The organism is Bradyrhizobium sp. McL0616 (genome assembly GCF_049993385.1).
Classification (GTDB): Bacteria; Pseudomonadota; Alphaproteobacteria; order Rhizobiales; family Xanthobacteraceae; genus Bradyrhizobium.
The window spans coordinates 2,973,263-2,994,340 of record NZ_CP188255.1 but is presented as its reverse complement, the minus strand read 5'-3'; the positions used below and the strand labels follow the sequence as shown (position 1 = coordinate 2,994,340).

Genomic DNA, 21,078 nt, shown 5'->3' with positions numbered 1-21,078 from the left:
ATCAGCTCAACGCCGACATCACGATGAGGCCGAGGATCAGCGCCGTCAGCGAATATTTCAGCGCGTAGTAGACGTTACGGTTCCATGCCTTGACCTTGCGGCTCGCAAGATGGATCTCGTAGAGCTTGCCAAACACCTTGTTGAGCACGCCGACGCTCTCGCCGTCGACGTTCTGGGTCGCCGACGCCTTGACGATGTGATGGCTGACCCAGCGGTTGATCGCGGTCATGAAGCCGTACTTCATCGGGCGCTCGACGTCGCAGAACAGGATGATGCGGTTGACGTCGGTCGCATTCTCCGCGCTGTGAATAAAGGTCTCATCGAACATGAAGGCCTCGCCGTCGCGCCAAACGCATTCGACGCCGTCGACCAGGATGCGGCACTTGTTCGAGTTCGGCGTCACGAGCCCGAGGTGATAGCGCAGCGAGCCCGCGAAGGGGTCGCGGTGCGCGCCCAGCTTTCCGCCCGGCGGCAGCATCGCGAACATCGCACCGTGTACGCTTGGGATGGAGTTGAGCAGCTCCACTGTCTTCGGGCAAAGCGTGCGCGCCGAGGGCAGGAAGTCGTCGTACCACTTGAGGTAAAACCGCTTCCAGCCGCTCTTGAAGAACGAGTAGAAGCCCCAGTCGTTGTTTTTGGCGGCGGCGCGAATGAAGCCTTCGTCGAACAGGCGAACCGCCTCGTCGCGGATCGTCTCCCAGTTTTCGCTGAGCGGCTTGAGCTCGGGAAACTGCTCGACCGAGATGACCGGCTTGTTCGGCACGGCCGAGCCTGCATACATCAGAACGTTGTAAGGTGCGAGATAGGTCGAGTGATCGCCGAGCTGGCGCGCGAACCGCAGCCGCTGCTTGCCGCGGAAGTGGACGTAAATGGTCGAGGCCGCCAGCAGATAGAGAATGACGAGTTGCGGAGCAAAAAGCTGTTTCAGCATATCCCCAGTTCCCCAGTGATCCAGCTGGGGACGTGATCTAACGCGAGCCGGCCCGAGCGGCAAGATATTCACCGCTGGGTTGCGGCCACCTTGGAGAGAGCACTGCAACAGAGATTGGGCCGAAACGGACCGAAACCAGCCGACTCACGCCCGGGACAGCGCCTGGAGACCCTTGAAAGTCAGGCGCTTGGGGTCGGTGACGCCGGCGAGATAGAGCCGACGGATAAAGGCGATCACGGCGTCGCGGTCGCAATCGGTCAGCGCGACGACGGCGTCGACCGCGATCTTCTGGGCTTCCATTGGGCTCACCTCGGCCTTGCGAGTAACCCCGGCCGAGACAGGCTAGGACTCATCAGTTAATCCGGCGTTAACCGTTTGGACAGGATGGCCGATTCAGCCGGGTGGCCGAATACGCAAAACAACGCATTTGTTGTTACGGCGCGGAATTCGGCCCGGTCGTCAGCGCGCGCCGATGCTCTTCTTGAACTGTGCAAAATGCTTCTTCAGACGGGGCACGGCAAAATCGGTAAAGGCGCGCGCCTTCGGCACCGAAAGCCGGCCCTGCGGACAGATCAGGTGTACCGGCATCTCCGGGTCCTCGTCGCTGGCAAGCAAGACCTCGAGTTCGCCGCGCGCGACCTGCTCGGCAACTTGATAGGAATACATCCGCGCGATGCCGCGTCCAGCCACTGCGGAGGCGACCGCCGCATAGGTGCTGTTGACCATCAGGCGCGGCGTGAACTGGACCGTCCGCGGCACCGATGAGTTCCTCGGCGGCGAGAAAGTCCACGAATTCGGCAGATGCGCCATCGCCACGATCTGGTGTTTTGCGAGATCGCCGGGCTCCGCGATGCGCGGATGCTGCTTCAGATAACGCGGCGCCGCGACCACGACGCGGCGGACCTCGCCGAGGCGCATCGCCACCATCGCCGAATCCGCTAGCGGGCCGATGCGAAGCGCGACGTCGAACCCCTCCTCGATCAGATTGACCGCGCGGTCGAACAGCAGCAGCTTTGCCGAAACCGTCGGATAGGCGTCCAGGAACGCATCCAGGATCGGACGCAGCACCATCTCGCCTGACACCACGGGAGCGGTGATCGTGAGCAGGCCACGTGGCGCCGCGCGCGGGCCGGCAGCGATAGCGTCGGCCTCTTCCAGCTCGGTGAGTACGCGCCGGCAGATCGCGACGTAGCGCTCGCCCTCCTCGCTCAGCTTGATCGAGCGCGTGGTCCGGTGCAGCAGCTCGGCGCCGACCTGCCCCTCCAGGAAGGCGATGGCGCGGCTCACCGCCGCCGGCGAGCGCCCGAGCTTTCGCCCCGCGGCGGCAAGGCTGCCCTCATCCACCGCGACGACGAAGACCTTCATTGCGTCCAGACGATCCATGCCCTCGCCAACCCCCTTGAACTCCTGGTCGGCAAACTAGGGCCTCACCCGCGCCGCGACAACCGATCCGGCCGACTGACCGGCATTCGATCACGCCGCGTAACAATGTCTGCCGGACAACGTGTCTTCGCGCGGGCGGGCCCACGGCGTAGCTCAAGACCACGCCGCTCACTGCCTCGCAGCCGACCGGCACGTGCTTCCAATAACAGGAGTTCATCATGGGTATCGAGCAGAAGGTCGCCATCATCACCGGTGCATCGCAGGGCATCGGCGCCGCCCTGGTCCAGGGTTTTCGCGATCGCGATTATCGCGTCGTCGCCACCGCACGCTCCATCAAGCCGTCGAGCGACGACGGCGTGCTTGCTGTGCCCGGCGACATCGCCGACTGGACCACAGCCGAGCGGGTGGTCTCGCAAGCCGTCGCCCGTTTCGGGCGTGTCGACACGCTGGTCAACAATGCGGGCGTCTTCGTCGCCAAGCCGTTCACCCAGTACACTGCCGAGGACTACGCGGCCGTGATGGGCATCAACGTCGCGGGCTTCTTTCGCCTGACTCAGCTTGCGATCGCCGAGATGGAGAAGCAGGGATCCGGTCACGTCGTGCAGATCACGACCACCCTGGCCGACCAGGCCAATTCGAACGTGCCCTCGGTGCTGGCGTCGCTGAGCAAGGGCGGCTTGAACGCCGCGACCAAGTCGCTCGCCATCGAATATGCCAGGCGCGGCATCCGCGTGAACGCGGTCGCACCCGGCATCATCAAGACGCCGATGCATGCGGCCGAGACGCACGCGCAGCTGGGCGCGATGCATCCCCTCGGCCACATGGGCGAGACGTCCGACATCGTCGAGGCCGTGCTCTATCTCGAGGGCGCCTCCTTCATCACCGGCGAGATCCTGCACGTCGACGGCGGCCAGAGCGCGGGCCATTGAGCCCGCGCAGGGGGACGACATGACCGAACTCAATGCAGAGACCAAGCACCACGCCCGGCCGCACCAGCGGCCGGGATCGACCTCTCAGCAGATGTGGCGATATGCCATGGCCGGCTTGTCCGCATCCCTTGTCGGACTTGGCCTCGCGCGCTTCTCCTACACACCGCTGATTCCGGCGCTGATCGCAGCAAAGTGGTTCAGCCCGTCCGACGTTGTCTATCTCGGCGCTGCGAACCTTGCCGGCTATCTTGCCGGCGCACTTGCAGCGCGAGCTGTGGCGACACGCATCGGCGCGGTCAACGCGCTGCGCGCGATGATGCTGCTCGCCACGCTCTCCTTCTTCGCGAGCTCCGCCCCGGTGTCGTTCATTTGGTTCTTCGCCTGGCGTTTCCTGTCGGGGCTCACCGGCGGCATCATCATGGTGCTGGCGGCGTCCGTCATTCTCCCGCACACCTCGCCCGCCAGACGGGGCATCGTCGGCGGGGTGATCTTTGCCGGCGTCGGCCTCGGCGTCGCTGCATCGGGCACGCTGGTACAGTTGTTGCTGCAACAGGGTTTGCAGCAGAGCTGGTACGGACTCGGCGCGCTCTCGGCCCTGCTCACGCTCGCAAGCTGGTGGAACTGGCCGGCGGAGGTGAAGGCCGACGCAACGCCTGTGCAACTCGCCAAGCACCATCATGCCTCGGCCGCCACCCGTGCCCTGTTGGTCCAATACGGTCTCAATGCGGTGGCACTGGTGCCGCACATGGTCTTCATCGTCGACTTTGTCGCGCGCGGCCTCGGCCAGGGTATCGCCGCGGGATCGCGTTACTGGGTGCTGTACGGCCTCGGCGCGATCGTCGGTCCGCTCGTCACCGGCCATCTCGGCGACCGCTCCGGCTTCGGGCCAGCCTTGCGCGCAGCGTTCCTGATCGAGGCTGCTGCCGTGCTGCTGCCGACCGTCAGCACCGCCCCCGCTTCGCTGATCGTGTCGAGCATCGTGGTCGGCGGCTTTACGCCGGGTATCGTGCCGCTGGTGCTGGGACGCATCCACGAGCTCGTCCCGCACTCGGCCGAGCAGCAGCGCGCGACATGGAGCCACGCCACCACCAGCTTCGCGCTATTCCAGGCGACCGCCGCTTATGGCTTTTCCTGGATCTATGCGCAGACCGGCGGCGACTATCTCGTCCTGTTCGGACTTGGCGGCGGCGCCGCCGTGCTGGCGCTCGCGATCGATCTCGTCCTCGCGCTCACCACACGCAAGGCATAGAAGCGGGCGGCGGCGCGATCAGGAATACTGCATTACGCCGTCGTCGATCCGGCCGAAGCGCAGGGAGACGATGTCGAAGGCGTAGTTCTGGTAGAGCCGCCACGGCTGCTTCGAACCCTGCTTCGGCATCTTTGCGACCGAGCGCTGAACGTAGCCCGAGCTGAAATCGAGCGAGGGCTGGAGCGTCACCGTCGGATCGTTATTGTGCGGCATGCACTGACGGAAATTGTGCCGGTCCATGTAGTTGATGAGCCGGCAGACATATTCGCAGGTGAGATCGCATTTCAGCGTCCAGGACGCGTTGGTGTAGCCGAAGGCAGACGCCATGTTCGGCACGTCGGCATACATCATGCCCTTGTAGGTCAGCGTGCTCGCGAAATCGACGGCGCGGCCATCGACGCTCACCTCTAGTCCGCCGACGACCTGGAGCACGAGACCCGTCGCCGTGACGATGATGTCGGCCGCAAGCTCGCGGCCGTCCTTCAAGCGGATGCCGTCGCGCGTAAAATTGTCGATCTCGCTGGTGACGACGGCGGCGCGCTGCTCGCGAATCGCCTTGAACAGATCGCCGTCGGGCACGAGGCAGAGCCGCTGGTCCCAGGGATTGTAGCGAGGTGTAAAATGGGTCGCGACGTCGTAGTCGGGCCCGAGCGCCATTTGCACGCCCTTGAGGATCAGATCCTTCACCTTGGCGGGCTTGCGCCGGCTGAGCTGGAAGAAGAACATCCCCCACATCACGTTGCGCCAGCGGATGACATGATAGGCCAGCCGCGTCGGCAGATTGCGGCGCAGCTTGTTGGCGACCGGATCCTGCGCCGGACGCGACACCACATAAGTCGGCGAGCGCTGGAGCATGGTGACTTGTGCCGCCTTCTTGGCCAGTTCCGGCACCAGCGTCACTGCGGTCGCGCCCGAGCCGATCACGACGACGCGCTTGCCGGCGTAGTCGATGTCCTCGGTCCATGTCTGCGGGTGCACGATGCGGCCGGCGAAATCCGCGGCGCCCTTGAACTCCGGCGTGTAGCCCGCCTCGTATTTGTAATAGCCCGGGCACATGAACAGAAAATTGCAGGTGAAACGCACGAGCTCGGTTGCGCCCTCGCCCGTCATGCGCTCGGACTCGATGGTCCATCGCGCATCGCTCGTCGACCACGCCGCACGCTTGACGCGATGGCGGTAGCGGATGTGTTTCTCGATGCCGTTCTCGCTAGCTGTCTCGCGCACATAGTTCAGGATCTGCGACCCGTCAGCGATCGCCTTCGGATCGGTCCACGGCTTGAAGGAATAGCCGAGCGTGAACATGTCGCTGTCGGAGCGGATGCCGGGATAACGGAACAGATCCCAGGTGCCGCCGATACAGTCGCGGCCCTCGAGGATGACGTAGCTCTTGCCCGGGCACTTGGTTTGCAGATGATAACCCGCGCCGATGCCGGACAGGCCGGCCCCGACGATCAGCACGTCGAAATGTTCTTGGGACATGATTTCCTCCGCCAAGGCGATTGTCGGCCCGCCGCTGCTGGCCGTCAATTGGCAATCAGCCGTGCCGCAACCGCAAAGCGAGTTGAATTCCATGCGTTGAAACAACAAAGCCCCGGATCGCTCCGGGGCTTTGCGTCGATGATCTGTGGAGGTCGTGGATCAGTACCGGTAGTGATCCGACTTGTACGGACCTTCCTGCTTGACGCCGATGTAGTCGGCCTGGTCCTTGCGCAGCTCGGTCAGCTTGACGCCGATCTTGGCGAGATGGAGCCGGGCGACCTTCTCGTCCAGCGACTTCGGCAGCACGTAGACTTCCTTCTTGAACTTGCCGTCCTTGTTGTTGGCGAAAAGCTCGATCTGCGCCAGCGTCTGGTTGGTGAAGGAGGCCGACATCACGAACGACGGATGGCCCATGGCGTTGCCGAGGTTCACGAGGCGCCCTTCCGACAGCATGATGATGCGGTGCTTGTCGGGGAATTCGATCTCGTCGACCTGCGGCTTGATATTGGTCCACTTCAGGTTACGCAGACCCGCGATCTGGATCTCGTTGTCGAAGTGGCCGATGTTGCAAACGATGGCGCGATCCTTCATCGCGCGCATGTGCTCGATGGTGATGATGTCCTTGTTGCCGGTCGCGGTGACGAAGATGTCGGCGCGCGGGGCGGCGTCTTCCATGGTCACGACCTCGTAGCCTTCCATGGCGGCCTGCAGCGCGCAGATCGGATCTACTTCCGACACCAACACGCGGCAGCCGGCCTGGCGCAGCGACGCCGCCGAACCCTTGCCGACGTCGCCGAAGCCCGCGACCATCGCGACCTTGCCCGACATCATCACGTCGGTGCCGCGGCGGATGCCGTCGACCAGCGATTCACGGCAGCCATAGAGGTTGTCGAATTTCGACTTGGTGACGCTGTCGTTGACGTTGATAGCCGGCCACAGCAGCGTGCCTGCCTTCTGCATGTCATAGAGACGATGCACGCCCGTGGTGGTCTCTTCGGAAACGCCCTTGATGCTCTTGGCGATCTCGGCGAAGTAGCCCTTCGGCTTTTCCTTGAGCTGCTTCTTCAAAAGCGCGAAGAAGACTTCCTCTTCTTCCGAAGCCGGCTTGTCCAGGAACTTGGTGTCGCCGTTCTCGGCACGCAGACCGAGATGGACGTACATGGTGGCGTCGCCGCCGTCGTCGAGGATCATGTTCGGGTGACCGCCGCCGTGCCAGTCGAACAGCTTGGCGGTGTAGTCCCAGTATTCGGTAAGGCTCTCGCCCTTGACCGCGAACACCGGAATGCCGGCCGCGGCGATCGCGGCGGCGGCGTGATCCTGCGTCGAATAGATGTTGCAGGAGACCCAGCGGATATCGGCGCCGAGCGCTGCCAGCGTCTCGATCAGCACGCCGGTCTGGATCGTCATGTGCAGCGAGCCGGCGATGCGTGCGCCCTTCAGCGGTTGCTTCGGGCCGTACTCCTCGCGCGTGGCCATCAGGCCGGGCATCTCGGTCTCGGCCAGCGAGAGTTCCTTGCGGCCGAAATCGGCGAGCGAAATGTCCTTGACGATGTAATCGGTGAAGCCGGGCTTCGCGTTCATTGCGAGTGTCCTGTTGTTGAACGGTCATTCCGGGACGCCTCAAAGAGGCGCCCCGGAATCGCGACGTGTGGATTTAAGGATTCCGGGTTCGCACGAACCCGGAATGACGCACAAAAATTAGAGCGCGCGCTTGAGCTGCTCGACCAGGTCGGTCTTCTCCCAGGAGAAGCCGCCCTCGTTGTCGGGCGTGCGGCCGAAATGGCCGTAAGCCGAGGTGCGCGCGTAGATCGGACGGTTAAGGTCGAGATGGCTGCGGATGCCGCGCGGTGTAAGGTCCATTGCCTTGGCGGCGGCCTTCTCGAGCTGATCCTCAGACACTTTACCGGTGCCGTGGGTGTCGATGTAGATCGACAGCGGGCGCGCCACGCCGATGGCGTAGGCGAGCTGCAATGTGCAGCGATCGGCAAGACCGGCCGCGACGATGTTCTTGGCGACGTAGCGCGCGGCGTAAGCGGCCGAACGATCGACCTTGGTCGGATCCTTGCCGGAGAACGCGCCGCCGCCATGCGGAGCCGCGCCACCATAGGTGTCGACGATGATCTTGCGGCCAGTCAGGCCGGAGTCACCATCGGGACCGCCGATGTAGAACTTGCCGGTCGGGTTGATGTGCCAGATGGTCTTGGCGTTGATCCAGTCCTTCGGCAGCGCCTCGCGCACATAGGGCTCGACGATGTCGCGAACCTGGTTGGAGGTGAGGTCCTCGACCAGATGCTGGTGCGACACCACGATCTCGCGCACGCCGACCGGCTTGCCGTTCTCGTACTGCACGGTGACCTGGCTCTTGGAGTCCGGGCCCAGCACCTTCTCCTTGCCGGAGTGGCGGGCTTCGGAAATGAGACGGAGAATCTTGTGGGCGTAGAAAATCGGCGCCGGCATCAGATCAGGCGTCTCGTTGGTGGCGTAACCGAACATGATGCCCTGGTCGCCCGCGCCTTCTTCCTTGACCTCACCCGGCTGAAGCGCATCGACGCCCTGGGCGATGTCGGCCGACTGCGGATGCAGCAGGATCTCGATATCAGCGGTCTTCCAGTGGAAGCCTTCCTGCTCGTAGCCGATGTCCTTGATCGCGTTGCGGACAACGCTTTCGATCTGATCGTTGGTGACGGATGCGGGGCCGCGGGTCTCACCCGCGATCACCACCTTGTTGGTGGTCGCGAGCGTCTCGCAGGCAGCGCGAATCTGCCACGGGTCGATGCCGGCCTTGGGCCCCTCGCGGTAGAACAGATCGACGATCTCATCGGAGATCCGGTCGCAGACCTTGTCCGGATGGCCTTCGGACACGGACTCGCTGGTGAAGAGATAGGACGCGCGCATCAAGTAACCCCTTGTTCCGCCACATCAGGGCGGGCGTTTGCGATGTTTACTCTTGGATGATGTCAATCACGCCGGCGCGAGATGACGTAGGATTCGTCAAGAAACCAGAGCCCGTTGTACTTTCGCAGCACGTCCCTGGCGGCATCCAGAGCGCGGCCGTTTTGAGTCATATCCGCCAACCGGTCGTCCTCAATCTGAGCGACATACACCGCCGCATTCCACGCTGCAAAGGCCGTCGAGGTTCCGATGGTACCCGTCACCTCGTTGGGCAGCGCTTCCATATCATACCTGAAGATCGAGCGGTTATCCGCATAAACATTAAAATTTAGGTCCCGTCCCAACGATCCGAGCTCATACTTCACGGCGCGCAATAGCTCATGGCGGCTGACCGCGAAAGGATTTTCTCCAGGCCAGATCGCCTGGATCATTTCCATGCCCGGATCCTGGCCATGGGAGTGAATTCCGATCAGCCGTCCCCCTGGCCGCAGCGCCCGCGCCAGAGGTGCGATGATCCGCTTGGCCCTGAAATTGACCGAGGACAGGGCCCGGTATGGCTGGGATGCAATGACGAGGTCGAAATTGGCTTCGGTCTGGCCCGGCCGAGGAATGGTCGAATCCAGCAGGAACCTCTGGTCCTCGCGGTAGAGCACCAGCACGACCGGCCGTTCATACAACGGCATGCCGGTACGCGGGCTGATGGCCGCGCGCCAGTTCTGCTCCAGAAACGGCTTCAGCTCCGCAATCTGCGTCTCGAAGTCGCCGGATGAGGCTCCCCGCAGCGGCACCTCGTGCCAGACGGTGGCGGCGGCGGCCGCAGGTGAGCCCGGTGTAAGCCAAGGCGCCTCCGCGTAATGCATGTTGGTGAAAACGAACACCGAGGCCGGGTGCTCGAACAGCCGGTCCGGCACCTTGTCCAGGGTCAGGCGCACGTCCTCGAGGCTCAGCTCCTTGCCGGCAACATAGAACGGCATGTGCGGAAAGCGTTGATGCATCGAGCGCAGCACGCGCGCGAGCACCGAGCCGTCGCCGACGCCGGCGTCAAACACGCGCAGCGCCGGCGGCCGGGGATGGATGCTGGCAAGTTCAAGCGCGACCCGTTCGGCAACCACCCGCTTTTCGCTGCAGGTGTGGACGAACAACAGGTATTTCTGCCGGTTCTCGAAGAAGCGGAAATTGCTGCGCGGATCGCGCTTTTCCGGCGGCACCTGAAGCCCCCGCGGCGGCGGCAAGCCGCCGGTCGTCGATGCGGCGATGTAGGCCTGGATCCGATCCAACGTGTCGATGGTGATGCGCTTGCCCTCGCGCAGGCGGTGGACCAGCTTCCCATCGTTCACCGCACGCCGGCCAAAGGTCGATTCCGCCATGTCGGCATGGCGGCAGAACTCGGTGATTTGGCTGAGGATTTCGTCGTTTTTCATCAAGTGGGCAGGTTGTGGGCAGCAGAGGTAGGGTGAGGCACCTTAACACCCTCTGCCCAACAAGGAAACACCGGCTGGACCGGTTTGCACCGATCACACTTATCGGTATACATGGCAAAAAAGCGATACTTTGGGGTGCATATGCTCAGGCTGTATTGCCTTGCCGCGCTGTTGTTCGTTGCGTCTTCCGACATCTCCCGCGCAGGCTATCTGACCGACAATCCCGACGAGGTGTTTGAAGCCGTCTATGCGCGCATTGGGGCGCTCCCCCTTACAGCCGCGCGCGACCCTTCCGTCTGGGTCAAGCTCGAAGAACTCAAGCGCGAACCCTGCGACCAGAAGAGCATCAACGATCTTGCGTTGTTACTCGACAAGCTCGGCTACCGGCGACAAGCCGCTGACGGGCTCTACAAGTTCGTCATGAATTGCGGCGCGCCGATCACGGCGCTGCACCGCTCGATCGACATCTATCTCAAGCTCACGGACTATCCCAGAGCCGTGGAGGTCGCCGACGAGTTCATGCGGCGCGCTCCGACCAATCACGACGCACATTACTTGCGGGGCGTCGCGCTTGAAGGCCTGGAAGACTACCACCGTGCGCTGGCCGATTATTCCGACGCCATAGAGCTCTATGGCGCGGACAAGAAATCGATCTCGAGCCGTGTCTTCCTGCGCATGGCAGGCGCCTATGCCGCGCTCAAACAGTTCTGCGAGGCCACAGCGCCGATCAATCTGTGGGTTGCGCTCGATCCGGCCACCCGCGATACCAGCCAGACGCGGAAGATCATCGCCGACTACGAAAGCCAGGGCCATTGCGTCGAAACGACAGGATTCCGCAAAGAAAGCTTCCCCCTACGCGGGCAGAAGAACGTGATCACGGTGAAGGCTGCGATCAATGGCGTCTCCGGACTGTTCATCCTCGATACTGGCGCGAGCTATGTGTCCGTGAAGTCCGCTTTTGCCAGCCGCGCCAAAATCTCCGACGCCGGCGCCAGTGAGATCACGCTCATGACGGCCAACGGCCAGAGCAAGGCGAAGCTATCCAGGGCCGACAAAGTTGCGCTCGGCAAGCTGGAAGCAATCAACGTGCCCGTGGCGATCCAGACCACGGATGACAAGAGCTACGGCGCCGGCGTCGATGGCCTGCTCGGCATGAGCTTCCTGTCACGGTTCGAAGTTCAAATGGCCGGCGGCTTCATCGAGGTTCGTACCCGCCAACCGAAGAAGTAAGCCTGCCCCCGCCACCGCAGGATCTGAACCGACGATCCCCTGGGACCGACAAAAGAGGCACGTCCCCTTTTCTGTCGTATCGCCAGCATCCGAGGCCCCATGCGCCGCCCGATCGTCGCGCTCTCCCTGCTCTTGGCGACCCTGTGGTGCGCCCCCTGCTCCGCCCAGGCGCGCAGCCAGCTCGGGCCGCTGTGCACCACCGACACCACGCCGGCGGATCAGATGGTCGACGCCTGCAGCAAGATCATCGCGCTCAAAGTGTTCAAGGGCGAGCAGCTTGCGACCGTCTATTTCTGGCGCGCGGTGGGCTGGAACAAGAAGGGCGACTACGCCAAGGTCATCGCTGATGCCACAGAGGCGATCCGGCTCCAGCCGAGCCAGGCGGTCTACAACCTCCGGGGATCGGCCTATTACGACAAAGGTGACTACGACATCGCGATCGCCGATTTCGACGATGCGCTGAAGCTCGGCTCGCCCAGCGGCATCATCTTCCACAATCGCGGCAATGCCTGGCGCGGCAAGGGCGACTACACCAAGGCGATCGCCGATTACGACATGTCGATCAAGGCCGATCCGAGATCGGCTTTTTCGTTCCAGAACCGCGGCATCGCGAAGGAGGCGCTCGGCGATCTCGACGGCGCGCTCGCCGACATCAACCAGGCGATCCGGCTCGACCCGACGCTGCCGCAGCCGCTGATCAATCGCACCGCGATCTGGCGCGCCAAAGGCGATCTCGATCGCGCGATTGCCGACGGCAGCGAGGCGATCCGGCTCGCAAAGGAGAAGCCGCCGGTCAATATCATGACGCCGCCGAACAGCGTGATGATCTCGGGCTACACCCATCGCGCAATGGCGTACGAGGCCAAGGGCGATTACGCCCACGCGCGTGAGGATTACAAGGCAACGCTGGCAATCGTGGCCTCGGATGCCGGCAGCAAGGCCAACCAGGCGACAGCAAAAGTGCGGCTGTCGCTGGTCACGGATGCAGCCGAGCCAATCCCGCGCGATGCACCTTCGTCAATGACGCAGCCGACGGCGGCGCCTGCTCCGCAGCAGACGGGCGCTGCACCGGCACCCTCGCCTGCTCCGGCTATTCGCGGCACGCGCGTGGCGCTGATCATCGGCAACGGCGCCTATGCGCATGTCAAGGCCCTGCCCAATCCACCCAACGATGCGCACGCCGTTGCAAGAAGCCTGCGCGACATCGGCTTCACCGTGTCCGAAGGCGTCGATCTCGACCGCACGGCGATGCAGAGGATGACGCGCGACTTTTTGCGGGATGCGGCGCGGGCGCAGGTCGCAGTCGTCTACTATGCCGGACACGGCGTCCAGGTCGACGGCCGCAACTATCTCATTCCCGTCGACGTCGAGCTCAAGCCGGGCGCGAGCATGACCGAGTCCATGATCGACATGGATACGATCATGGCCGGCCTCGACGACCAGGTCCGCACCAACATTTTGATCTTCGATGCCTGCCGCAACAATCCAATGGCGCAGCAGTCGCAGCCGCCAGTAGCAGTCGGGGCATCGAAGGCGCATCAGGCCTCGCCGCCCCGACCAGCCTGGGTGCTGGCGCAACGTTAGGGGCCGGCACGCTGATCGCATTCGCGACAGCACCGGGCCAGGTCGCGCTCGACGGCGAAGGCGCCAACTCACCGTTCTCGGCCGCGCTCTCCCGTCACCTCGGCACGCCGGGGCTGGAAGTGCAGCAGATGCTGACGCGGGTGCGGGCCGAAGTGGTCTCGACCACGAAGAGCAAGCAGGTGCCGTGGTCGAACTCGTCGCTGCTGGGCGAGGTTTATCTGGCGGAGAAGTGAGAGGCGGGTTGTGCGGCGAGGCGAAGACCGCACGTCAAACTCCGTGTCGTCCCGGCCCAGTGCGCAATTGCGCAGGGGGGCCGGGACGACACTGAAAGTGTGGTGCCGTTACCCGTCAATCGCACGACGGACTGCGTGAAGCCTAGTTGCCCCACACTTCCTTCGCGATCTCCACCGCGAGGCTGAGCTTGGCCCACTGCTCTTCCTCGGAGAGGATGTTGCCCTCTTCCGTCGAAGCGAAGCCGCATTGCGGGGAGAGTGCGAGCTGCTCCAGCGGCACGAACTTGGCGGCTTCTTCCAAGCGGCGCTTGATATCGTCCCTCTTCTCGAGCTCGCCGAACTTCGAGGTGATGACGCCGACCACGACGACCTTGTTGCCCTTGGGCAGGAAGCGCAGCGGCTCGAAGCCGCCGGCGCGGTCGCTGTCATATTCGAGGAAATAGCCGTCGTAATTGGTGCCGGCCAGCATGGTCTCCGCCACCGGCTCGTAGCCGCCCGAAGAAATCCAGGTCGAGCGGAAATTGCCGCGGCAGACATGCGTGGTCACCACCATGTCGGCCGGCTTTTCGGCCAGCGCGTAGTTGATGACGCGCGCATAGATCTGCTGGAGGCCTTCCGGATTGTCGCCCCGCTCGCGCGCCTTCTGCAATTCGTCCGGCGAGCAGAGATAGGCCCAGACGGTGTCGTCGAACTGGAGATAGCGGCAGCCGGCGTCGTAGAACGCCTTGACGGCCTTGCGGTAGGTTTTGCCGAGATCCTCGTAGAAGGCGTCGAGATCGGGATAGACGTCCTTGGAGATCGCCTTGCGGCCGCCGCGGAAGTGCAGCACCGCTGGCGAGGGGATCGTCATCTTGGCGGTGACGTGGGCCTGGTCGGTGGACTTCTTCAGGAAGCGGAAGTGATCCAGCATCGGATGGTCATCGGGGAAGTCGAGCTTGCCGATCACCCGCACCGCGTCGTGGCGCGTCTGCACGCCTGCGAACTGGATGCCGGCGTCGGGATGAAACAGCTCGCAGCCGGTGAGCTTCGCCAGAAAGTCGAAATGCCACCAGGAGCGGCGGAATTCGCCGTCGGTCGCGAGCTTCAGCCCGACCGAAGCCTGCTTGTGCACGACCTTCTCGATCTCCATGTCCTCGATCTTGCACAGATCGTCGGCCGAGATCTCACCCTTCTCCAGCCGGCCCCGGGCTTCCTTGATCTTGGCGGGGCGCAGGAGGCTGCCGACCTCGTCGGCGCGGAAGGGGGCTTTTGTTCGCTGCATGTCTAACTCCCGTGATATTCTTAGTGGGCCGCCGCCCCTGCGACGCCGAGGTGGCGCTCCAGAACCGAGGGGTCGGCCTTCAGCGCGGCGCTCGGGGCGTCGTGGACGATCGTTCCGCGCTCCAATATCACAACACGGTCGGCGAGCCCCAGAATCTTTTGCGCGTTTTGCTCGACGATGATCGAGCAGATGCCGCCCGCCCGGGTGATGGCGCCGATCGCCTTCAGCAGCTCCTCGACGATGATGGGGGCAAGGCCCTCGGTCGGCTCGTCCAGCAGCAGGACTTTCGGGTTGAGGGTCAGCGCACGGCCGATCGCCAGCATCTGCTGCTCGCCACCGGAGAGCTGGTTGCCAAAATTGCTCCGCCGCTCCTTCAGTCGCGGAAACATCTCGTAGACCCTCTCGACCGTCCACGGGCCGGGCTGGGCCACCGCAGTCATGTTCTCCTCGACCGTCAGCGAACGAAAGATGTTGCGCTCCTGCGGCACCCAGCCGATGCCGGCACGCGCCCGCTGGTCGGGCCGCAAGGTCGTGACGTCGGTGCCGGCGAGCGTGACGGTGCCGGAGAAGCGGCGGGTAACGCCGACGATGGAATTGATCAGCGTGGTCTTGCCGGTGCCGTTGCGTCCCAGCAGCGCCAGCACCTGCCCCTCCGCGAGGCACAAGGACATGTTCGGCAGCACCACCGCCTCGCCATAGCCGGCGCGCAGGGCGTCAATCGCGAGCAGGTCAGACATTGACCGCCTCCTCGCCGAGATAGACGGCCTTGACCTGCGGATCGCGCGCGACCTGGTCGGGCGGACCTTCAGTGAGCAGCCCACCGGAAACAAGCACCGAGATGCGATCGGCAAAGGAGAACACGAGGTCCATGTCGTGCTCGATCAGCAACACCGTAACCTCGCGCGGCAGCGAACCGACGACGGCGAGAATGTCGTGGCGCTCGCTCTCGGGGACGCCGGCTGCGGGCTCGTCGAGCAGCAGCACGCGTGGCTTGGCGGCGATCGCAACCGCGATCTCGAGCAGGCGCTGCTTGCCGTAAGGCAGCGTCACCGTCTCCTCGTTCATGACGTCGAGCAAATGGAAGCGCGTGAGCAGATCGGCGATCTCGTCGTTGACGTCGTTGCGCGTCCCCATCCGCCGCCACCAGTCGCCGCCATGACCGAGACGTTCGGAGACCGCGAGGCCAATGGTCTCTAACGGGGTCAGGTCGGGATAGAGCTGGTTGATCTGGAAGGTGCGCGACAGGCCGCGCAGCACGCGCTTGTGCACGGGCAGATCCGTGATGTCCTGGCCTTCGAGCAGGATGCGGCCAGAATTCGGCTTGAGCACGCCGGTGAGCTGGTTGATCACCGTGGTCTTTCCGGCGCCGTTCGGACCGATCAGCGCATGGCGGGCGCCCTGCTCGATCTTCAGGGACAGATCGCGGGTGACACGCAGTCCGCCGAACTGCTTTTCGAGGTTCTGGGTTTCGAGCGCGATGGTCATGCGTCGCTCTCCGGCACGGCGACGACGGCCTTGCGTCCGGCAATCTGCTTGATCAGGAGATTCGGTACATACAGCACCCAGCGATGCAGGCGCTGGCGGCCGACCAGCACGATCACGACCAGCACCAGGCCGATCCAGAACTGCCAGTATTGCGGGGTGATGGTGGAGAAGAATTCCTGGAGCAGGCGGAACAGCACCGCGCCGATCAATCCGCCATAGAGATAGCCGGTGCCGCCGATCACAAGCACCAGCATCAGGTCTGCGGAGCGGTCGAAGGCGAACACGTCGAGCGAGGCGATCGCGGTGGTCTGGGTGAACAGCGCCCCCCCAATGCCGGCATAGAACGCGGCGAGCGTGTAGATCGCGATCAGGCGGCGGTTAACGGGGATGCCGATCGCGGCCGCGCGCAGTGGATTGTTCTTGATCGCGCGCAGCGACAGGCCGAACGGCGAATGCACGACGCGGCGGGCGAGCAGAAACAGGATGAACAGCACGGCCAGCGAATAGAAGAAGCCGGTCTTGCCGAACATGTCGAATGGGAACTCGCCGAAGATCGGCTGCATCTCGATACCTTGCAGGCCGTCGGTGCCGCCGGTGATGTTGGAGAAGCGTTCCGCAAGCGCCTCAAGCAGCAGCGCGATGCCGAGCGTCACCATCAGCCGGGTCAGGTCGACGCCGCGGATCACCAGGAAGCTGGTGGCAAAGCCCAGCACCATTGCGGCAAGGCCTGCAACGATCAGCGCGAGCACGGGCTCGTTGACGATCCCGTGCAAGGCAAGAAGGCCCGCAGCATAGGCGCCGACGCCGAAGAAGGCGGCGTGACCAAGCGAAACGATGCCGGCGTAGCCGAGGATGAGATCGAGCGACATCGCAAACAGCGCCAGCCGCAGGATGTCGGTCATGATCAGATAGCGCGTGGGAAACAGAAAGCCGCAGGCCAGCACGACCAGCCAAAAGGCGGCCTTGCCATAGTGCCAGCGCGCGTGCCGCTGGGCGTGATAACCGACGTCGGAAGAAGCATTCATCGGCCTAACTCAACGCGTGGCGGTGCGGCCGAACAGGCCGTTCGGGCGCCAGATCAGGATCACGATCATCATGGTGTAGATCACGAAGGGGCCCATCTTCGGCACGTAATATTTGCCGGCGACATCGCCGATGCCGAGCAGGAGCGAGGCCAGGAACGGGCCGGTAATCGAGGACGAGCCGCCGACGGTGACCACGATCAAAAAGTAGATCATGAATTTCAGCGGGAAATACGGATCGAGGCCGAGGATCTCCGCGCTCAGCGCGCCGCCGAGCCCGGCGAGCCCGCATCCAAATGCAAACGTGAAGGCGAACACCTGCGGCACGTTGATGCCGAGCCCGCTCGCGGCGCGTGGGTCATCGACAGCGGCGCGCAGACGGCTGCCGAAACGGGTCTTGGCCAGCACCATCTGGAGCGCGATGGTGAGCAGGCCGCAGATCACGATGATCATCAGGCGGTAGCGGCCGATGCCAACACCGAACAGGTCGAACTGGCCCTGAAGCGCGGACGGCAGATTGATGAAGACCCGCGACGAGCCCTGGATGTAGTCGACGGCTGCGACCGACATGAACGTCAGGCCGATCGTGAACAGCACCTGGTCGAGATGGCTGCGCGCGTAGAGGTGGCGGTAGAGCAGACGCTCGAGCACGATGCCGATCGCCGCCGCGGAGACGAAGGCCAGCGGCAGCGCCGCGAAGAACGGCCAGCCCATCCGGTTGACCAGCACCATGCAGACATACCCGCCGGCCATGGCGAAGGCGCCATGGGCGAGATTGACGAAGTTCATCAGGCCGAGCGTGACCGCGAGCCCGCAGGCCAGCACGAACAGCAGCATGCCGTAGGCAACGCCATCGAACAGGTTGGTGAGGATAGAGGTCATCGTTTCAGCTTGGGGTTATCCGTCATGGCCGGGCAAAAGCACGAAGTGCGTCCTCAAACAAAAGTCCCGGCCATCCACGTTCTTGTTTCGGCTCTCGCGTGGATGCCCGGGACAAGCCCGGGCATGACGGAGAGGGCGGGATGCGCGCCCGGGGATGACGCGCTTTCGCGCGTCACTTCTTGGTCTTGCCGAGATCCTTGACGGCTTCGAAGGTGGCGAACTCGACATTGTAGAGCTCGCCGTCGACCTTCTCGACCTTGCGGATGTAGATGTTCTGCACGATGTCGCGGGTCTCGGGGTCGATCGAGATCGGGCCGCGCGGGCTCTCCCATTTCTGGCCCTTCATGGCCTCGATCAGCTTGGTGCCGTCGGTGTCGCCACCCGTCTTCTTCAGCGCCTCGTAGATCAGGTGGATGCCGTCATAGCCGCTCACCGCCATGAAGCCCGGACGGGTGCCGTAAGCCTTCTTGTAGGCGGCGACGAAATCCTTGTTCATCTGCGAGGGATGTGCCGCGGAATAGAGGTGCGCGGTCACCGTGCCGACCACGGCGTCGCCCATGTTGTTGAGCAGGTCGTCGTCGGTGACGTCGCCCGGCCCGATCACCTTGATGCCGGCCTTGTCGAGGCCGCGCTCGGCATATTGCTTCATGAAGTTGCCGCCCTGGCCGGCCGGCACGAACACGAAGATCGCGTCGGGCTTGGCGTCCTTCATGCGCTGGAGGAACGGGGCGAAGTCCGGATTGGCGAGCGGCGTCTTGACCTCTTCGACCACCTCGCCGCCACCCGCGATGAAGTGCTCCTTGAAGAAGTTGAGCGCATCATTGCCCGGCGCGTAGTCCGAGGTCAGCGTCGCCACCTTCTTGATGCCGTTTTTCACCGCCCAGTCGCCGATGATGGTGGAGGACTGCGCCAGCGTGAAGCTGGTGCGCACGATATAGGGCGAACGCTCGGTGATGATGGAGGTGCCAGCCGCCATCACGACTTCCGGAATCTTGGCTTGGGTGGCCAGCGGCGCGGCAGCAAGCGCGGCCGGCGTCACGCCGAAGCCGGCGATGAAATTGACCTTGTCGTTGACGATGAGTTCCTGCGCAGCGGTCTTGGTCTTGTCCGGGATCGCAGCATCGTCCTTGAGGATGATCTCGACCTTCTTGCCGGCGACGGTGTCGCCCTTCTGCTGCATATAGAGCTTGATCGCGTTCTCGATCTGCTTGCCGGTCGAGGCCTGGCCGCCGGTCATCGGCAGGATCAGGCCGACCTTGACGGTGTCCTCGGCCTTGGCCGGCACGGCGGCCGCAAGACCTGCGATGGCCCCAACGGAAGCGATCGCTAGAAACTGTTTACGTTCGAACATCAGAGTGTCCCTCCCCTTCATTCCTGACCTGTTGTGCGGCGGACCGAGTGCCCGGTCCTTGCCTCACCTTAACTCACGCGCGAGTGATGTCGCGCGCCACAAGGTGTCTTTCGCGCCTCCATTGTCAATCGGACGTTTGGCGACGATTCGGCGCAAGCCGAGCATTCCGATGACCGACGGCGGAGAACGGGTCTCGGTTACGCCGGAGTAACCCGACGGCCCGATGGCTCGCCGCCATCATTTGTACGATTGTACAAATAAAATGGACCTGTCAACGAAAAAGCCCCCGCGCCGGCCAAGCCAGATTGTCGCGAGCCGATGGCCCAGTCTAGGAATGCGTCTGCCTGCGTGGATGGAGGATTTCGCCTTTCATTTGCAGAATTCAGACATCGGCGAGCGAGGCGGCTCGCGGCATTTGGTATTTTCGTACCTACCTCGAATAAGCCAATTTTACCTTGTTGAAGACTACCGTTCCTGATCGCTGGTTATCCGGCGTCCGACCACTCCGATTCAGGCGCCCGAAGATGTCCACGCGTTCCCGTTCTCTCCTGATCCTCCTCGCGCTCGCCGCGGGGCTGTCCGGCTGCGGCACGGTCAACGAGAAGCTTTCGTTCGGCATGGGCGACTACGTCCCGCAATGGGCCGGCGGCCTGCCGGCCGATGCACCGCCGCGACCAGGCACGCCGCAATACGACGCCTATCTGAAGGAGCGCGAGCGTAAGCGACTGATGCCGGCGGCGGATCGCGAGAAGGAAGAGCAGGCGCAGAAGGGTGCCACGGGCGCCACGTCGGGCGGCGCGGTGCGCTAGGTCGTTGCGCCCCCTCGCCCCGTGCAACGGCTTCAATCCATAAACACTACGGTCTTGCGGCCATTTGGGATGACGCGGTCATCGAGGTGGTAGCGGATCGCCCGCGCCAGCACGCGACGCTCGATGTCGCGGCCCTTGCGAACGAGATCTTCCGGCGTGTCGCGATGGCTGATGCGCTCGACGTCCTGATCGATGATCGGACCCTCGTCGAGGTCGCGCGTGACGTAATGCGCGGTGGCGCCGATCAGCTTGACGCCGCGCTCATGGGCCTGGTGATAGGGTTTTGCGCCCTTGAAGCCCGGCAGGAACGAGTGATGGATGTTGATGCAGCGCCCCGACAATTTTGCCGAGAGATCGTCGGACAGGATCTGCATGTAGCGGGCGAGCACCACGAGATCGGTTCCGGTCTTGGCGACGAGATCGAGGATCTGCCTCTCCTGCTCGCGCTTGGTCTCTCTGGTGACCGGCAGATAGTGGAATGGGATCCCGCCGAAATCGAGCCCGTCATAGACCTCGCGCGGATGGTTGGAGACGATCGCGGCCAGCGTCATCGGCAGCTCGCCGGTGCGCCAGCGGTAGAGGATGTCGACCAGGCAGTGGTCGGACTTCGACACCAGCAGCATCACCTTGCGATGCGCGGCGCGGTCACGCATCTGCCACTCCATGCCGAAGCGTTCCGCGATCGCGGCAAAACCGGTCTGGAGCGCCGGGAGCTCCACGGCGAGATCGGCCGCGGTGAACACCACCCGCATGAAGAACTTCTTGGTCTCGATGTCGTCGAATTGCTGGGCGTCGAGAATGTTCTGTCCATTGTGGGCCAGGAAGGTCGACACCGCCGAGACGATGCCGGGACGATCTGGACAGGACAGCGTCAGCACATATTGATGATCGGGCATGGCTCTTGATGAAGGTTTGTGCAAAGGCCGCGGAACACCCC

At 63.6% G+C, this 21,078-nt stretch carries 18 protein-coding genes and 1 pseudogene; 5 read left to right on the top strand and 14 right to left on the bottom strand.

Annotated features, from left to right (window positions below; genetic code table 11):
- Window position 1: 1 nt before the first annotated feature.
- The 3 genes from ACPPVR_RS14180 to ACPPVR_RS14170 all read right to left on the bottom strand — a co-directional run bounded on the left by ACPPVR_RS14180 (window position 2) and on the right by ACPPVR_RS14170 (window position 2,314).
- Complete coding sequence (locus ACPPVR_RS14180; RefSeq protein ID WP_426614808.1) at window positions 2–931, bottom strand: aspartyl/asparaginyl beta-hydroxylase domain-containing protein; 930 nt, start codon at window positions 929–931, stop codon at window positions 2–4.
- A 144-nt stretch (window positions 932–1,075) separates the two neighbouring features.
- Complete coding sequence (locus tag ACPPVR_RS14175) at window positions 1,076–1,231, bottom strand: hypothetical protein (RefSeq protein ID WP_014493894.1); 156 nt, start codon at window positions 1,229–1,231, stop codon at window positions 1,076–1,078.
- A 159-nt stretch (window positions 1,232–1,390) separates the two neighbouring features.
- Window positions 1,391–2,314, bottom strand: coding sequence for a LysR family transcriptional regulator (locus tag ACPPVR_RS14170; RefSeq protein WP_426614807.1), 924 nt, complete (start codon window positions 2,312–2,314; stop codon window positions 1,391–1,393).
- A 218-nt stretch (window positions 2,315–2,532) separates the two neighbouring features.
- Between ACPPVR_RS14170 and ACPPVR_RS14165 the strand changes: the two genes are divergently transcribed.
- A complete protein-coding gene (locus ACPPVR_RS14165; protein ID WP_426614806.1) occupies window positions 2,533–3,243 on the top strand; it encodes an SDR family NAD(P)-dependent oxidoreductase in 711 nt (236 codons plus the stop codon).
- A gap of 19 nt (window positions 3,244–3,262) precedes the next feature.
- Window positions 3,263–4,492: a YbfB/YjiJ family MFS transporter gene (locus tag ACPPVR_RS14160; RefSeq protein ID WP_426614805.1), complete on the top strand. Its 1,230-nt coding sequence runs from the start codon at window positions 3,263–3,265 to the stop codon at window positions 4,490–4,492.
- 18 nt (window positions 4,493–4,510) lie between these two features.
- Here ACPPVR_RS14160 and ACPPVR_RS14155 read toward each other — a convergent pair whose 3' ends face one another.
- From ACPPVR_RS14155 to ACPPVR_RS14140, 4 genes are all read right to left on the bottom strand, one after another.
- Complete coding sequence (locus ACPPVR_RS14155; RefSeq protein WP_426614804.1) at window positions 4,511–5,971, bottom strand: flavin-containing monooxygenase; 1,461 nt, start codon at window positions 5,969–5,971, stop codon at window positions 4,511–4,513.
- Window positions 5,972–6,130: 159 nt separating this feature from the next.
- Window positions 6,131–7,552, bottom strand: coding sequence for an adenosylhomocysteinase (gene ahcY / locus ACPPVR_RS14150; protein WP_426614803.1), 1,422 nt, complete (start codon window positions 7,550–7,552; stop codon window positions 6,131–6,133).
- A 117-nt stretch (window positions 7,553–7,669) separates the two neighbouring features.
- Complete coding sequence (metK, locus tag ACPPVR_RS14145) at window positions 7,670–8,866, bottom strand: methionine adenosyltransferase (RefSeq protein ID WP_426614802.1); 1,197 nt, start codon at window positions 8,864–8,866, stop codon at window positions 7,670–7,672.
- 62 nt (window positions 8,867–8,928) lie between these two features.
- On the bottom strand, window positions 8,929–10,284 hold the full coding sequence (locus tag ACPPVR_RS14140; protein WP_426614801.1) for a hypothetical protein: 1,356 nt from the start codon (window positions 10,282–10,284) through the stop codon (window positions 8,929–8,931).
- A gap of 141 nt (window positions 10,285–10,425) precedes the next feature.
- On the opposite strand from ACPPVR_RS14140, the gene ACPPVR_RS14135 reads away from it, so the two are divergent.
- Window positions 10,426–11,514, top strand: a complete 1,089-nt coding sequence (locus ACPPVR_RS14135) for an aspartyl protease family protein (protein ID WP_426614800.1) — start codon at window positions 10,426–10,428, stop codon at window positions 11,512–11,514.
- Between the two features lie 99 nt (window positions 11,515–11,613).
- Window positions 11,614–13,331, top strand: a pseudogene (locus ACPPVR_RS14130) (caspase family protein).
- Between the two features lie 142 nt (window positions 13,332–13,473).
- Here ACPPVR_RS14130 and ACPPVR_RS14125 read toward each other — a convergent pair.
- The 6 genes from ACPPVR_RS14125 to ACPPVR_RS14100 form a co-directional block, all read right to left on the bottom strand.
- Complete coding sequence (locus tag ACPPVR_RS14125; protein ID WP_426614799.1) at window positions 13,474–14,592, bottom strand: cobalamin-independent methionine synthase II family protein; 1,119 nt, start codon at window positions 14,590–14,592, stop codon at window positions 13,474–13,476.
- Window positions 14,593–14,612: 20 nt separating this feature from the next.
- Window positions 14,613–15,329 (bottom strand): ABC transporter ATP-binding protein, encoded by a 717-nt coding sequence (locus ACPPVR_RS14120; protein WP_426614798.1) that lies wholly within the window; start codon window positions 15,327–15,329, stop codon window positions 14,613–14,615.
- Complete coding sequence (locus tag ACPPVR_RS14115; RefSeq protein WP_426614797.1) at window positions 15,322–16,077, bottom strand: ABC transporter ATP-binding protein; 756 nt, start codon at window positions 16,075–16,077, stop codon at window positions 15,322–15,324. Before ACPPVR_RS14115 ends, ACPPVR_RS14120 begins: the two co-directional genes overlap by 8 nt.
- On the bottom strand, window positions 16,074–17,102 hold the full coding sequence (locus tag ACPPVR_RS14110; protein WP_426614796.1) for a branched-chain amino acid ABC transporter permease: 1,029 nt from the start codon (window positions 17,100–17,102) through the stop codon (window positions 16,074–16,076). Before ACPPVR_RS14110 ends, ACPPVR_RS14115 begins: the two co-directional genes overlap by 4 nt.
- Window positions 17,103–17,111: 9 nt before the next feature.
- Window positions 17,112–17,981, bottom strand: a complete 870-nt coding sequence (locus ACPPVR_RS14105; protein WP_426614795.1) for a branched-chain amino acid ABC transporter permease — start codon at window positions 17,979–17,981, stop codon at window positions 17,112–17,114.
- Between the two features lie 172 nt (window positions 17,982–18,153).
- Window positions 18,154–19,332, bottom strand: coding sequence for an ABC transporter substrate-binding protein (locus ACPPVR_RS14100; protein ID WP_426614794.1), 1,179 nt, complete (start codon window positions 19,330–19,332; stop codon window positions 18,154–18,156).
- Between the two features lie 524 nt (window positions 19,333–19,856).
- On the opposite strand from ACPPVR_RS14100, the gene ACPPVR_RS14095 reads away from it, so the two are divergent.
- Window positions 19,857–20,141 (top strand): hypothetical protein, encoded by a 285-nt coding sequence (locus tag ACPPVR_RS14095; protein WP_426614793.1) that lies wholly within the window; start codon window positions 19,857–19,859, stop codon window positions 20,139–20,141.
- A 32-nt stretch (window positions 20,142–20,173) separates the two neighbouring features.
- On the opposite strand, the gene purU is transcribed toward ACPPVR_RS14095, so the two are convergent.
- Window positions 20,174–21,037, bottom strand: a complete 864-nt coding sequence (purU, locus tag ACPPVR_RS14090) for a formyltetrahydrofolate deformylase (RefSeq protein WP_426614792.1) — start codon at window positions 21,035–21,037, stop codon at window positions 20,174–20,176.
- Window positions 21,038–21,078 lie beyond the last annotated feature (41 nt).